Source organism: Phenylobacterium sp. (genome assembly GCF_022402485.1).
In the GTDB taxonomy this organism is placed as follows: domain Bacteria; phylum Pseudomonadota; class Alphaproteobacteria; order Caulobacterales; family Caulobacteraceae; genus Phenylobacterium.
In genome coordinates this window covers 43,460-57,728 of the sequence record NZ_JAKRSA010000018.1, presented here as the reverse complement: position 1 = coordinate 57,728, position 14,269 = coordinate 43,460, and the positions used below count along the sequence as shown (strand labels likewise).

The 14,269-nt window shown below is 66.1% G+C and carries 13 protein-coding genes; 3 read left to right on the top strand and 10 right to left on the bottom strand.

The annotated features are described in order from the left end of the window. Positions 1-28 precede the first annotated feature (28 nt). From rodA to MH112_RS06230, 8 genes are all read right to left on the bottom strand, one after another. Positions 29-1,183: a rod shape-determining protein RodA gene (gene rodA / locus MH112_RS06265; protein WP_296565354.1), complete on the bottom strand. Its 1,155-nt coding sequence runs from the start codon at positions 1,181-1,183 to the stop codon at positions 29-31. After that, positions 1,180-3,156 carry a penicillin-binding protein 2 gene (gene mrdA / locus MH112_RS06260; protein ID WP_296565349.1) on the bottom strand — a complete coding sequence of 659 codons (1,977 nt, stop codon included), beginning with the start codon at positions 3,154-3,156 and terminating at the stop codon, positions 1,180-1,182. The genes rodA and mrdA overlap by 4 nt, the downstream gene beginning before the upstream one ends. 10 nt (positions 3,157-3,166) lie before the next feature. After that, positions 3,167-3,679 (bottom strand): hypothetical protein, encoded by a 513-nt coding sequence (locus MH112_RS06255; RefSeq protein ID WP_296565346.1) that lies wholly within the window; start codon positions 3,677-3,679, stop codon positions 3,167-3,169. Further along, complete coding sequence (gene mreC, locus MH112_RS06250; RefSeq protein ID WP_365786408.1) at positions 3,676-4,794, bottom strand: rod shape-determining protein MreC; 1,119 nt, start codon at positions 4,792-4,794, stop codon at positions 3,676-3,678. Before mreC ends, MH112_RS06255 begins: the two co-directional genes overlap by 4 nt. Positions 4,795-4,858: 64 nt before the next feature. Continuing rightward, a complete protein-coding gene (locus tag MH112_RS06245) occupies positions 4,859-5,902 on the bottom strand; it encodes a rod shape-determining protein (RefSeq protein ID WP_293319783.1) in 1,044 nt (347 codons plus the stop codon). Between the two features lie 371 nt (positions 5,903-6,273). Further along, on the bottom strand, positions 6,274-7,155 hold the full coding sequence (locus tag MH112_RS06240) for a DMT family transporter (protein WP_296565338.1): 882 nt from the start codon (positions 7,153-7,155) through the stop codon (positions 6,274-6,276). A 37-nt stretch (positions 7,156-7,192) separates the two neighbouring features. After that, positions 7,193-8,767 (bottom strand): 2-isopropylmalate synthase, encoded by a 1,575-nt coding sequence (locus tag MH112_RS06235; RefSeq protein ID WP_296565336.1) that lies wholly within the window; start codon positions 8,765-8,767, stop codon positions 7,193-7,195. 255 nt (positions 8,768-9,022) lie between these two features. Then, positions 9,023-9,751, bottom strand: a complete 729-nt coding sequence (locus MH112_RS06230; RefSeq protein WP_296565333.1) for a TVP38/TMEM64 family protein — start codon at positions 9,749-9,751, stop codon at positions 9,023-9,025. A gap of 206 nt (positions 9,752-9,957) precedes the next feature. On the opposite strand from MH112_RS06230, the gene MH112_RS06225 reads away from it, so the two are divergent. Together MH112_RS06225 and MH112_RS06220 are read left to right on the top strand one after the other, a co-directional pair. Beyond that, positions 9,958-11,160 (top strand): pyridoxal phosphate-dependent aminotransferase, encoded by a 1,203-nt coding sequence (locus tag MH112_RS06225; RefSeq protein ID WP_296565330.1) that lies wholly within the window; start codon positions 9,958-9,960, stop codon positions 11,158-11,160. Positions 11,161-11,191: 31 nt separating this feature from the next. Next, positions 11,192-11,371 (top strand): DUF4169 family protein, encoded by a 180-nt coding sequence (locus tag MH112_RS06220; RefSeq protein ID WP_296565328.1) that lies wholly within the window; start codon positions 11,192-11,194, stop codon positions 11,369-11,371. A 15-nt stretch (positions 11,372-11,386) separates the two neighbouring features. Here MH112_RS06220 and MH112_RS06215 read toward each other — a convergent pair whose 3' ends face one another. Continuing rightward, a complete protein-coding gene (locus tag MH112_RS06215) occupies positions 11,387-12,154 on the bottom strand; it encodes a Coq4 family protein (protein ID WP_296565325.1) in 768 nt (255 codons plus the stop codon). 100 nt (positions 12,155-12,254) lie between these two features. Between MH112_RS06215 and MH112_RS06210 the strand changes: the two genes are divergently transcribed. Further along, on the top strand, positions 12,255-12,476 hold the full coding sequence (locus MH112_RS06210; protein WP_296565324.1) for a ribbon-helix-helix domain-containing protein: 222 nt from the start codon (positions 12,255-12,257) through the stop codon (positions 12,474-12,476). Between the two features lie 3 nt (positions 12,477-12,479). Here MH112_RS06210 and MH112_RS06205 read toward each other — a convergent pair whose 3' ends face one another. Continuing rightward, on the bottom strand, positions 12,480-14,087 hold the full coding sequence (locus MH112_RS06205; RefSeq protein ID WP_296565322.1) for an amidohydrolase family protein: 1,608 nt from the start codon (positions 14,085-14,087) through the stop codon (positions 12,480-12,482). Positions 14,088-14,269 lie beyond the last annotated feature (182 nt).

Below are 14,269 nucleotides of genomic sequence, written 5' to 3'. Positions count from 1 at the left end.
TGCCGGCGTGGCGCTGGTCAAGCCAGCATCAGACGAAGGCGCCCTTGCCGCTGGTGACCTCGCTATAGCGGTGGACCCGCACCGACTGCACCAGTCCCCAGCCGATCATCACCGTCAGCATCACCGTACCGCCATAGGAGAGCAGCGGCATAGGCACCCCCACCACCGGCGCCAGGCCCATGACCATGGCCCCATTGATCAGCACATAGAGGGTGAAGGTCGCCGTGACGCCCGCTGCGGCCAGTCGCCCAAAGTGGCTGTGGGCCAGGGAAGCCGTACGCAGGGCCATGAAGATCACTGCCGCAAACAGGGCCAGAACCAAAGCACAGCCCAGGAAGCCGAACTCCTCGGCCAGGGTGGCGAAGATGAAGTCGGTATGTTTTTCGGGCAGGAAATTGAGCTGGCTCTGTGAGCCCAGCCCATACCCCTTGCCGAAGAAGCCCCCGGAGCCCAGGGCGATCTTGGACTGCAGGATGTGGTAGCCGGAGCCCGAGGGATCGTTCTCAGGATTGAGGAAGGTCATGACCCGTTTGCGCTGATACTCGTGCATCACGAAGATCACCATGATCGGCACAGCCGCCGCGAAGGAGATCACGGCCGCGCCGATGATCTTCCACGACAGCCCCGCCAGGACCACCACGGCCGCACCGGTCATGGCGATCAGCATGGCGGTGCCAAGGTCTGGCTGGTGCGCGACCAGGAGCACGGGGGCGGCGATCATGGCCGCCGGGATCAGCAGCCACCAGGACAGTCGGGCGTCATCGGCGGAAATGCCGTGATAGAACCGTGCCAGGGCCAGGACGATGCCCACCTTCATGACCTCAGAGGGCTGGAAGCTCATGAAGCCAATGTCGAGCCAGCGGGTTGCCCCCATCCGGGTGTCGCCCACCAGCTCTACCGCCACCAGCAGCGCCAGGCCAATGCCATAGATGGGATAGGCCAGGGCAAACCAGACCCGCACATCAAACATGGCCAGGGCGATCATCAGGGCAAAGCAAATGCCGAACCGGAATAGATGAGGACCGGCCCACGGTTCCCAGGAGCTGCCAGCCACCGAGAACATCATCAGCGAGCCGACGCCGGCCAACAGACAGAGCGCGATGCAGAAGGTCCAGTCGATCTGGGTGAATTTCACCACCAGGCGATCGCGTTCACCAGGCCGGCGCAGGGCGCTCATGGTCATACGGGGTCACCGGTTTCAGGCGGTGGAGCGATCACCGATCCATCCGGTGCCATCCCCGTGGGGGGTAGGTCACTGACATCGGGCATGGGCAAGGGCTGGGTGATCCGGGCGCGGATCTCCGGGTCCTTGAGCAGGGCCACCCGCATGACCTCCCGCGCCCGGGGGGCGGCTGCCGTGGCACCGCCAAGGCCCCCGTGCTGGATGATCACGGAGATCGCATAGCGCGGCTGATCAATCGGGGCGAAGGCCACATAGAGGTTGTGATCCTTCAGGCCCCAGCGGACGCTGCGGCTGTCACGGTCGGCCACCCCGTCATAGCTGCGCACCTGGGCCGTGCCGGTCTTGCCGGCCATCAACACATCGCCGAGGCCAAGCTGGCTCTGGCGGAAGGCCGTGCCCCGGGCGTCGTTGGCCACCGCAATCATGCCGGCCCGGACATAGTCCAGATGCTCCTGCGAGAAGGGCAGGCTCGGCACCTCGTCGCCGGGGGGCATCTCCACCCCGCCCACCGACTTGATCAGCCGGGGATTAAGCTGTTTTCGACCATTGGCCAGCCGGGCGGTCATCACCGCCAGCTGCAGGCCATTGGCGGTGATATAACCCTGACCGATGCCGTAGCTGACCGAATCCCCCGGATGCCAGGTGGGGTCGCGCTTGACCCGGGTCCGCTTCCATTCAGTCGAGCCGACCACCCCGGTGCGCTGGCCAGGAATGCCAATATCGAAGGCCTGACCAAAGCCCAGGGCCTTGGCCGCCCGGGCAATATGGTCGGGCCCCATCCGCAGGGCCACCTGGTAGAAATACACATCGCAGGAGTTCTTGATGGCCTCATGCATGTTCTGCGAGCCATGACCGCTATGGCGCCAGCAACGCCAGGTCCGCCCGCCGAAACGCCAGCCGCCGGAGCAGAAGACCCGCTCCTCTGGATCAATGCCTGCGCCCAGGGCAGCCAGGGCGGTGGTCATTTTGAAGGTCGAGCCCGGCGGATAGGTGCCGCTCATGGCCTTGTCCAGCAGCGGACGACGCTCATAGTCCGCCAGGGCCCGGTACTCGGCCACCGAGAGGCCACGGACAAAGCGATTGGCGTCGAAGCTCGGCGCCGACACCATGCACAGCAGGTCACCCGACCGGCAGTCCATGACCACGATCGCGCCGCTCTCGTCGTCCATCACCTCCAGGGCGCGCTTCTGGATATCCACATCCAGGGTCAGCTCGACCGTCTTGCCAGAGACGGCCTGAATATCGCCGCCGGGATCGTTTCGGACCTCCCGCCCACGGGCGTCCACCTCAACCTTTCGGGCACCCGTGCGCCCCCGCAGATCCAGGTCGAAGGCCTTCTCCACCCCCTGACGACCGATCCGGAAACCCGGATGCAGCAGGATCGCCTCGGAATTGGGGCCCGTCTCGGTGAGGTCCTCTCGGTTCACCTTGGCCACATAGCCAATCACATGGGCAAACGCGCCACCGTGGGGATAGACCCGCACCTCCCCCATGTCGGCCGTGACATTGGGCATTTCCGGGGCGCGGATATTGATCGCCGAGAACTGCTCCCAGGTCATGTCCTCCATGACCGAGACCGGGACACGGTTGGGAGTCCGCTCAAACTCCTTGAGCAACCGCGCCTGGCGGGCCTCATCCAGGGGCACGAAGTGGGCCAGGGTCTTCAGGGTCGGAGCAGGCTCATGCTCGCCATCCTTGACCACCAGCAGACGGAAGTTGGGGCGGTTGGTGGCCAGAACCTGGCCATTGCGGTCAACGATCAATCCGCGAGGTGGCGGCACCAGCCGGAAATTGAACTGGTTGGAGGCCGAGAGCTTTTCATAGCGCTGGGCTTCCAGCAGCTGCAGGTGCGCCAACCGCCCACCCAGGGCCAGCAGGCCCGCTCCGGCGAACCCACCCAGCAGGAAGCTCCGGCGATGGAAGGCTCCCTGCCGTTCATTGACCTCGGTAAAGAAGATGGACGGTTCGCTCATCCCCGCGACCTTAACGGAACCGGACATCGGCGTCATCGAACCTGTCGATCAACCGATGGGCAAAAGGATAGAGCAGGATTGTTGCAAGAAATTGCCAGAACATCGCCAGCAAGTTCGGGGTCGAGCGGACATCCAGTTGGGTGACCAGAAAGCCCACGGTCTGAGCCATGGCGCAGGCGGCGGCAAACCACATCCACATCATCGAGCGGCTCTGGCCCACCATCATGTTCCGGGCCGCCAGCACCACCCCATAGGCTGTCAGCAACGACAGGGCCCAAAGGCCCATGGGTCCCCCCCAGAAGATGTCCAAGAACAGTCCCATGATCAGCACCCCGAAGGGGGCTGCGATCGAGGGGCGGATCATGGCCCAGGCAAAGGCGGGGGCCATGCAAAAGATCGGCTCAGGCAGGCCCCAGCCAAAGAAACGCACCGGCAGACTGAACAACAGGGTGGCGACCATGCACTGCAGGATCGGCGCGCCGAGCCAGCGCCACGGATCAAGCCGGGTGGCCATCAGGCTCAAAACACCGGCTCCTCAATCGCCGGAGGCGCGGGGTCTGGGGCCGGGGACTGTACCGGGTCGGATTGAGCCGGCGCTGGGCGTGGCGGTGCCTTCGCCGCCGGTGCCTTGGGGGTTGGAGTTCGGGCCGGGGGCCGTGTCGCTGGTGCCCTGACGTCCGCAGGCGGCGTCGTTGCTGCCGCCGGCGGCGGCGGCGGCGCGCTCACCCCGACGCTGGGCAGATCGCCACTGACCGGGGGTTCGCCTGGGGTATTCAGCTCATCCTGGTCCACCAGCTGCGAGAAATCCTCAAACAGCAGGATGCGCACAAAGTCGATGGCCCCGGCCTCCGAGGCCAGCACCACCCGCCAGGCGCCGTCGATGCCCTTGACGGCCACCCCCACGGGCAGGCCTCTGGGCATGAGCCCCCCGTCGCCGGAGGTGACGATGCGGTCGCCGGCCTTCACCGGATCATGGCCGCGCAGATATTCCAGCTTGGGGTTGGGTCCGCCGTCGCCGGCCAGAATGGCGCGGGCATTGGTTCGGTCGACCATCACCGGGGTCCGCGAGGCGATGTCGGTGAGCATCAGGATGCGGCTGGCACCCCGGGTCACGCCGACCACCCGGCCCACCAGGCCGTATTCGGTCATCACCGGATTGCCCACCTGGACCTGGCGCTCGCGGCCGGCATTGGCCAGGCGGGTATTGGCGAAGGGGCCGCGGGAATCGCTCACCACCCGGGCTGAGACCATCGGGATCGGCGGATCGGTCCTCAGGCCCAGCAGGTCCACATAGCGTGCATTGATGTCCTGAAGCCGCGTCACCTCCTGGCGAAGGTCGGCTACCTCCTCCAGCTCGGCGCGCAGTCGCCGATTCTCCGACACGGCGAAGAAATACTGGCTGATCCCCTGGGACAGAGCCCCCATCCAGTGGACCGGAGCCGAGACCACCCCGGAGACCGGCGCTGACACTGCGTCACTGACCTCGCGGGTCACCCCATAGGCCTCGGTGCGCAGGGTTTCCCGCCGGTCGCCCAGCAGCAGGGTGACCGCGACGATCACAGCCACGATCAGGGCGACCGCGGCCGTCCAGACCAGCGGCACCCGAATTTCACCCAGAGGATTGTCCCGGAAGGACACCTAAGATCGTCTCCCCGCCAGACGCAGCCGAGTCACGGCCCTACCCTCGTCGGTTAAGCAAGTCCTAGGCCAAGGTGGATTCCAGGACGCCCTTCATCCACTTGGGATGTTCGAGCACCTTGCCACAGCCCAGCGCCACGCAGGACAGGGGATCATCGGCCACCGTCACCGGCAGGCCGGTATGGTCGCGGATCTCGGCGTCCAGGCCCCGGAGCAGGGCACCGCCGCCGGTGAGCATGATGCCCTTGTCGGCGATGTCGGAGGCCAGTTCCGGCGGCGTGGCCTCCAGGGCCATCTTCACCGCATCAACGATCTGCCCGACGGGCTCAGACAGGGCGTCCGACGCCTGCTTTTCGCTGATACGCACTTCCCGCGGCACGCCCTGCATCAGGTCGCGGCCCTTGACCTCGATGGACAGGCCCTCACCGTCGGCCGGGGCACGGGCGGTGCCGATCTCCTTCTTGATCCGCTCCGCCGTGGTCTCGCCGATCAGCAGGTTATGGTTGCGGCGCATATAGGAGATGATCGCCTCGTCCATCTTGTCGCCGCCAACCCGGACCGAGCGGGAATAGACGATGCCCGACAGGGACAGAACCGCCACCTCGGTGGTGCCGCCGCCAATGTCGACGACCATGGAGCCGGTGGGCTCATGGATCGGCAGGCCGGCGCCGATGGCTGCGGCCATAGGCTCGTCGATCAGACCGACGCGGCGGCCGCCGGCGTTCAGGCAGGAATCGTTGATAGCGCGGCGCTCAACGGCGGTGGCACCTGACGGCACGCAGACGATGACCTTGGGATTCACGAAGCCCTTGCGGTTGTGAACCTTGCGGATGAAGTACTTGATCATCTCCTCGGCGACTTCAAAGTCGGCGATGACCCCGTCGCGCATGGGACGGATGGCTTCCATATGGCCCGGCGTCCGGCCCAGCATCTGCTTGGCCTCTATGCCCACCGCGTGCACCACCTTGCGCCCGCCGATGTTCCGAAGCGCCACCACAGACGGTTCATTCAGCACGATCCCCTTGCCCTTCATGTAGATGAGGGTGTTGGCGGTGCCGAGGTCGATGGCGATATCGTTGGAGATGGCGCCGAAGAGGGACGAGATCATGCAGGGCCCTGGTGGATTGGGGGCTTAATGTGCGTCTTGGACGAAAACCGACTCCGTACGCGCGCGCGTGGCGAACGGTCGGAACAAGTTGTCGCGATAAGGACTTGTGGTTCGTGTGCCCCGCCGCTTTGTCGATTTCAAGGCTTATTCACTTAACGCCCGGAGACCAGCGTTCAGCAGCGCCAGACAGGGTTGATAATTCAACCGGCAGGGGATCGGCGCATGGGTCGTCCCGCTTGGCGCTTGGGCCGGCCTGCCTGGGGTGTCCTCCGTCGCCTCAGCCCTAAAGCCCCTCCGAGGACGGATCGACGCACCCTTGATTCTCTCGTCCGGTCTGCGGCCTGCGCCGACCTGTCAGGCTGAGATTTCCGTCAGCCCAGGGCGGTCATCACCACACCGGCCGCGGTGGCGGCGCCGGCCAGGATCTGGCGCAGGCTCATCTGTTCCTGAAAGAGCCGCCGACCGGCCGCCGCAGCGATGGGGGCCTCGATGACCCCTACGGCCCGGACCATGCCAGCCGGCGCCAGGGCCAGGGCCGAGAACCAGCAGGCCGAGGCCGCTGCTCCGAAAAAACCGGCCCCGAGGGAGGGCTTCCAGGCCTTCGCCACCGCCCTCAGCGCCTGAGGTCTGACCACGGCGAGCCACGTCACCAGGCAAAGGCTCTGCAGAGTCTGGGCGACGCACAGGGCCGCCGTGGCCGCATAGATCGGATAGTCGGGTTTAAGGGCCAGGCCCGCCTGGCGATACCCGTTGAGGGCGACAGCGAAGGCCGCCCCTGAGGCCAGGCCCATGACAGCCCCTGTCAAAGCCCCGGCGCTCGCCCCCCGACCTGGCCAGGACAGGGCTGCCAGCCCCGCCGTGGTCAGTGCCACCCCGGCCCAGGCCTGCAGCCCCAGACGATCGTCAAACAGCACAAGCCCCATGACCGCCGCCAGCGGCAGGGAGGCCTGCTGCATGAAGGTCGCCACCCCAAAGCCCGACCGGCGCATGGCCCCCAAGAGCGCCGCCGTGGCCAGCACCTGGCCCAGGGCACCGGCGCTGACAGTAATCCAGAAGCGGAGCGTGAAGCTGGGCTCAGCCAGCGGGGTCAGGCTGGCGACCACCGCGAAGATGACCAGGGCGAACGGCAAGCCAAACAGGAAGCGCACAAGCGTGGCACCCCACGGCCCAGCCTCGGCCATCAGGCCCCGCTGCAGAGCGTTGCGCGCCACCTGCAAGGGTGCCGCCGCCACCGTCAGAGCGATCCAGAGCATCGGACGTCAGGGGCGCCGGACCAAGCCGGCCAGCCCCCTAGAACCCGCTGGCGATAGCGTCAGGGGCGGTCTTTTCCTTACGCGCGAAAAGGTTGTTCAGGGCGTTCACATAGGCCTTGGCCGAGGCCGTCAAAGTGTCGGTGTCGGCGGCCTGACCGGTGGCGATCCGGCCATCCTCCTCCAGACGGACCGAGACCTGGGCCTGGGCATCGGTGCCCTCGGTCACCGCATGGACCTGGAACAGGCGCAGGATGGCGGTGTGCGGCACCACCTTGTGAATGGCGTTGAACACCGCGTCGACCGGACCATCGCCAGTGGCCGACGCCGAGCGTTCGGCACCTTCCACAGACACGGTCAACTGGGCTTCCTGCGGGCCTTCTGTGCCGGCGATCACCCGCAGGTGCTTGACCTGAATACGGTCGGCACCCGAGGCCAGGGCGTCGTCCACCAGGGCGATGATGTCGTCGTCAAAGACGTGCTTCTTCTTGTCGGCCAGGTCCTTGAACCGCTGGAACGCCTCGTTCAAGGCGTTCTGGCCCAGCTCGTAGCCCAGGGCCTTCAGCTTCTCGCGGAAGGCGTGGCGGCCCGAATGCTTGCCCATGACCAGGTTGGAGCCGCCCTGCCCGACGCTTTCCGGCGTCATGATCTCGTAGGTGCCGCGGTCCTTCAGCATCCCGTCCTGGTGGATGCCGCTCTCGTGGGCAAAGGCGTTCTTGCCGACGATGGCCTTGTTGAACTGTACCGGGAAGCCGGTGATGGCCGACACATAGCGGCTGGCCCGGGTGATGTGCTGGGTCTCAGCGCCGGTGAAGTAGGGCAGCCGGTCGCCGCGCACCTTCAGGGCCATGACCACCTCTTCCAGGGCCGCATTGCCGGCCCGCTCGCCGATGCCGTTGACCGCGACTTCGACCTGCCGGGCGCCGCCCTGGACGCCGGCCAGGCTGTTGGCCACGGCCAGGCCCAGATCGTTGTGGCAGTGGGTGGACAGGATCACGGTGTCGATCCCGGGCACATTCTCCACCAGGTCGCGGAAGATCGCCTCGTATTCTGACGGATAGGAATAGCCGACAGTGTCGGGGATATTCACCGTCTTGGCGCCCGCCTTGATGGCCGCCTCCACGCAGCGGCGCAGGAAGTCCTGCTCGGTGCGGGTGGCGTCCTGGGCCGACCATTCCACGTCGTCGCACAGGTTGCGGGCGTGGGTCACCGACCGGGTGATGGCTTCCAGGATATCCTCCTGGCTCATCTTCAGAATGTGGTCCCGGTGCGAAGGGCTGGTGGACAGGAAGGTGTGGATGCGGCCGCGCTTGGCTGGCCGGATCGCCTCGGCGCAGCGCTCGATGTCGATGGCCGCTGCCCTCGCCAGGCCACAGACCGTGCTCTCGGTGACGATCTCGGAAATCTGGCGCACCGCCTCGAAGTCGCCATTGGAGGCGATGGGGAAGCCGGCCTCGATGACGTCGACCCGCATCTCCTCGAGGATCTTGGCCAGTTCCAGCTTCTCCTCCAGGGACATGGAGGCGCCGGGAGACTGCTCCCCGTCACGCATGGTGGTGTCGAAAATGATTACGCGGTCACGGTCGGACGCGGTGTTGGCAGCTTGGGAAGTCATGTCAGGATCTCTTCGCGGGAGCGCATTCTAGAAAGGTCGGGCGGCGGGGTCATCCCCTGAGCGCCCGGCCCCGCAAAGTTTCGCGCAGGCCTACAGGGGCGCCCAGGGGCGGCTAAGCCCCAGGGGAAGGCCAAGAAGCAGGCTGCGGATTCTCGTAGTCATGGGTGTTTTCTAGCCAGTCCGGCGTCCCCGCGCAACAGGATTGCGTCAAACCCTCGGCAAAACTGCTTTTCAAGCAATAAGCTTGCGCAGGCCTCAGGGAAGCGGCCCGCCCCCGGCCGCCTCAGCTTCCCGGGACTTCAGCCACTTTCTGGCGAACCAGCCGATCAGAATCCAGCCGATGACGATGGCCACCAGCATGGCGATATGGCCAGGCCCTCCGCCGCGCATGGCCTGGGCGATGGAATTGCCGGCAAAGGCCGTGACCCCGATCTTGGGAATGATGCCGAGCGCCGTGCCCGCCGCGAAGTGGCGGAGGCGCATGGGCGTGACGCCGGCGGCCATATTCACCACGATGAACGGGGCCGACGGCACTAGGCGCACGATCAGGCTGGCCCAGAACCCGTTGCGGCCCACCAGCCGCATGAACTGGCGCACCCCTTCCCCGGCAAAGGCATCCAGGGTGCGGGCCCCGGCCAGACGCCCCAGATAGAACCCCACCAGGGCCGAGACCATGGTCCCGATCCAGCTGTAGGCAAAGCCCGTCCAACCGCCAAAGGCTACCACCGCGGCGGCGATCAGCACGAACTGCGGCACCCCCACAAAAGCCAAGATGGCGAACGCCGCCACAGCACTCGGCAGAGCCCAGGGACTGTGGGCGGCCATGCCCAGCCACTGCTCGACGGTCGCCTCGCCATTGAACCCCAGGACCTGAGCGCCGAACAGGAAGACCAGCCCCACCCCGCCAAACAGCACAAAGGACACCGCCACGCCCCGCCAGGCGCGGGCGTCCATATTGGTCACAAAGCTGATCAGGCGGCCCATGGCGCATGGCCTCGCCGATCCGCAGGCGTGGGTCAAGCTGCGCGACCGCCCTGGCCTCGTTCGGATCATGTCGGCCCGTCCTGTGGCTCCGGTGCAAAAACGCGGGCCAATCTGTCACTCTCCAGGCCACGCGGGTTTGCGGCGCAGGGGCCTTCCAGTTAAACCCCGCACTCCGTCCCCACCCGCTCCAAAGGGAGTCTGCGCCCATGTCGCTGCAATCGTCCACGCTCGCCCGCGTCAAGCCGTCCGCCACCATGGCGACCGACCAGAAGGCGCGTGAACTGAAAGCCCAGGGCCGCGACATCATCAGCCTAGGCGCCGGGGAGCCCGACTTCGATACGCCGCAGAATATCAAGGACGCGGCCATCAAGGCCATTCAGGACGGCAAGACCAAGTACACCACCGTCGATGGCGTGCCTGAGCTGAAGGAGGCCATTGTCGCCAAGTTCGCCCGGGAAAACGGCCTGACCTACAAGGCCAGCCAGGTGAACGTCTCCCCCGGCGGCAAGCCGGTGATCTTCAACGCCATGATGGCCACCCTCAACCCCGGCGACGAGGTTGTGGTCCCGACCCCCTACTGGGTCAGCTATCCCGACATGGTGCTGCTGGCCGGCGGCACGCCGGTGTTTGCCCCGACCACGGCGGAGACCGGCTTCAAGCTGCGGCCTGAAGACCTGGACAGGGCGATCACGGCCAAGACCCGCTGGGTGCTGCTGAACTCGCCCTCCAACCCGTCGGGCGCGGCCTATACCCGTGACGAGCTCAAGGCCCTGGCGGAGGTGCTGATGCGCCATCCCCAGGTGTGGATCCTCACCGACGACATGTACGAGCACCTGCTGTTCGACGACATGGAGTTCACCACCATCGCCCAGGTGGAGCCGGCCCTCTATGAGCGCACGCTCACCATGAACGGGGTCTCCAAGGCCTATGCCATGACCGGCTGGCGCATCGGCTATGCGGCGGGCCCTGAGCCGCTGATCAAGCTGATGGCCAAGGTCATGAGCCAGTCCACCTCCAACCCCTGCTCGATCTCGCAATGGGCGGCGGTGGAGGCCCTTAGCGGCCCGCAGGATTTCATCAAGCCCAACGCCAGGCTGTTCCAGGGCCGCCGGGACCTGGTGGTCTCGATGCTGAACCAGGCCACCGGCCTGAAGTGCCCAACGCCGGAAGGCGCCTTCTATGTCTATCCGTCCTGCGAAGGGCTGATCGGCAAGACCGCGCCGAGCGGAAATGTCATCGCCTGCGACAAGGACTTCGCCAACGAGCTGCTGGACAGCGAAGGCGTGGCGGTGGTGTTCGGCGAGGCCTTTGGCCTGTCGCCCTTCTTCCGCATCTCCTACGCCACCAGCAATGCGGTGCTGGAAGACGCCTGCAGCCGCATTCAGCGGTTCTGCGCGGCGGTGAAATAGGCCGCAGGTCCCTCAGCTGGCAGGATTTCCCATGGGCGAGATCGTCAATCTGAACAAGGCGCGCAAGGCGAGGCTCAAGGCCGCCGCCAGCACCCAGGCCAAGGTCAACCGGGTCAGCCACGGTCGCCCAAAGGGCCAGACCCTGACCGAACAGCTGGAGGCCGAACGCCAGCGTCGTAAGCTCGACCAGGCCCGGCTGGACGACGACTAGACCGCCGCTGTCGGCTCAGGCCTTGGCCTCGTTCCGCGCCTCGAGCGGAATGCTGTCATAGATCGTCGGCGGGGTGATGTTCAGCCGCCGGCGCGCGGCGTCCAGGGGCTCGGCCAGTAGCCGCTCATAGTCCTCCCCCAGCAGCCAGGCGGCCGCCTTGCCCCGCTGATAGCCCTGCCAGATGGCTCGGGCGTAGGGGTGCCGGGCCTTGCGGCCGCGCAGGGCACCGCCCACCGCGATCAGAGCCCAGCCGAGACCCCGGGTCTGGGCATAGGAGAACGCCACCAGACAGGCCTCTCCCAGACCGTCCCGATGATAGCCGCTGAGCACGTGCCAGATGTCGTGCACATCGCGGGTGCGGCGACCAAACCAGGCGTAGGGGTGGGCCACGGTCACAACCTTCGCGCCCTCCTGGCTGATCTGCGCCAGACCCTGCGCCGTCAGTTGTTCACTGCGGATAAAGTCCCGATAGGCATGACCCACCGAGCCCAAAGGCAAGCTGTCGAGCCAGGCGTCGTCCATCAGCCGGGGTTCCAGCTCCACCCGCTCATAGGCGATGCGCCCCCCCTGCGGGGTTTCCAGCAGGCGGTGATAGCCCCAGGCCGAGGATTTGCCGTTCAAGGCGCGCATGATCTCGAAGACCTGGAAGGTGTCTTCCTTGTCCGCCAGCAGCCGGCGCAGGGCCTTGAGGGCGGCCCCCCATTGCAGGCGCGGCTTGGGCAAACGTTGCGGCGCAGGCGCCTTGGACATCGGCGGCGCGTAGCTGTCAGTGGCCAGGCTCATGGTCGTCTCCGGTCAAGGATCGCAAAGATGACGCAGGCGTCAGCTCTGATCAATGCCACCCAAGCCTTGCCGTGACGTTTCAGCTGCGCAAAGAACCCCCATGGCACGTCTGAAAAAGAGATCGGTCCTGCTGGCCGGACACGCCACCTCGGTGGCCCTGGAGCCGGCCTTCTGGACGGCCCTGGAACAGGTGGCCGCTGATCGTGGGCTGAGCCTTGCAGCCCTGGTCACCGAGATTGACCTGGCCCGGGACGACCAGGGCCTGGCCTCAGCCTGCCGCCTGGCCGTCCTGGCCCATTTTCAGGCCAAGTCCCCCGCCTGAGCCTTACTTGCCCCGCAGGATCACCCGGCCGTGGCGTTCGGTGGTCACCTGCCCGTCAACGATGGCCGCCTTGCCGTTCACGAACACGAAGTCCATGCCCTCGGAATAGGCATGGGGCTTAGGGTAGGTGGCCACGTCCCGGACCGTCTCAGGATTGAAAACCAGGACGTCGGCAAAGGCACCGGGCTTGAGCACGCCGCGATCGGCGATGGCGAACACCTGGGCCGGAAGACCGCTGGAGGAGTGGATCGCCTGGGCCATGCTCACCACCTGGCGCTCGATCACATAGCGCCGCAGCTTGCGGGGATAGGCCCCATAGGCCCGAGGATGTTCCGCCCCTTCGCCGAAGGTCACCAGGGCGCCGTCCGATGACGTCATCATCCAGGGCTGCTGCATCAGCAGCTCCACGTCCTTTTCGTTCATGTTGAACGACACGATCCCTGCCCCGCCCTGGATCAGGATATCGATGGCGGTGTCGAGGGGATCCTGCAGCTTGCGCCGCGCGATATCATCCAGACGCATACCCTCCAGGCTCGGATCGGCGCTGTGGCTGGAGATCATCACGGCGTTTGCCCCGGCCCGGCGGGCGAGGTTCTCCACCATGCCCTCTCGGATCAAGGCCCGCTGTTCGGGGTTCTGCAGACGCTTGGCCAGGGCCTCGCGGCCGCCCTCCTGCGCCCAGCCCGGCACCAGGGCTGCCGACAGGCCTGTGCTTGACGCGGCATAGGGATACTGGTCGGCCCAGATCGACAACCCTTCGGCGCGGGCGGCGTCGATCATCTTCACCGCATCGTCCGAAAGCCCCCAGACCATCGGACCCAGCATCTTCATATGACTGACCACGCCGGTGATCCCGGTCTGGCGGGAAACCTCGATCAGTTCAGCCACCGAGGCCAGGACGCCAATGTCATAGCTGGACTCATCGCGGATGTGGCTGGTGTGGAAGGCGTTCGGAAACTCCGCAGCCACCTTCGCCAGGGCGACGATCTCGGCGGTGTCGGCATACTTGCCCGGGACATAGAACGGGCCACTGGACATCCCCAGGGCACCAAACGTCATGGCCTGACGCACCAGCCCCTGCATCTCCGCCAGTTCGGTGGCGGTGGGCTTGCGGTTCTCCAGGCCCATCACCGCCTGACGCACGCCGTTATGGCCGATCATCGGAATGACATTGACGCCAGGACGGTTGGCCTCAATGGCCGCGACCTGAGGGCGCAGGTCGGCAGGCCCCCCGCCGTCCGGATTGATCATCGCCGTGGTGATCCCCTGCGTCAGCACGGAGATTGCCGGTGCCAGCTCCGGCGTCTCGATCCCGGGCGCGGCATGGGAATGGGTGTCGATGAACCCTGGCGAGACATATTTTCCTGCCGCGTCGACCACCATCGCAGCCGTAGCGCTCTCAGGGATCTCGCCGACCACGACGATACGGTCGCCCTGGATCGCCACGTCAGCCGCACGACCCTCCGCACCCGTGCCGTCAAACACCAATCCGCCACGGATAAGCACGTCATAGTCCGCAGCCAGGGCGTGACCGGAGCCCCCCGACATCAGCCCAAAAGCGAGGCCGGCCGCGAGCAACCGGCGGCGGAAGGTTCTGGGTGATGTCGGCATCTGGGTTCCTCGTCCGATCAGGGCCGCCTCGCCCCCGGCAAAGGGGCAGGCCACTATATTGACATTAGGCGCGCACGAATCTTTTCGCCCTTCCCCTACTCAGGCAGAGGACTTTCCTGTCAGGCTAACAGCCTTTCAGCCTGTCGACTCTAGTGTCAACAAAGCCAGCCCTTCCGAATATT